Consider the following 362-nt stretch of genomic DNA (forward strand, 5'->3'; position numbering starts at 1 on the left):
TAAAGGTCGTTCATACCCTGATAAAGCGGTGTTGACGAATGCGAAAGAACATGATCGTGGTCAGCTTGAAATTCTCGTTGATGACAAGGAGTGTATGTACGTGTTTGACCGAGGCTACTTAGATTATGAGCGCTTTGACCGCATGACAGATGACGGATTTTTCTTTGTCTCACGCTTACGAAAAAACGCCATAACACGTGTGATTGAATCATTTGAAGTACCTGAACAATCATCGGTATTATCGGATGAAATGATTCTGATTGGCAACACGCAAAATCGTGCTGAAAATGTATTTCGCCGTATCGAAGTACTGGATCCAAATGGTAAAGAACTACATCTGATGACGAATCGTTTTGATTTAA

At 40.6% G+C, this 362-nt stretch carries 1 protein-coding gene; it reads left to right on the forward strand.

Annotated features, from left to right (window positions below; translation table 11 throughout):
- On the forward strand, positions 1–362 hold a 362-nt coding region (locus ACYQ73_RS28295; RefSeq protein ID WP_460015463.1), incomplete at both ends, for a transposase.

This window comes from Lysinibacillus sp. CTST325, from assembly GCF_054665055.1.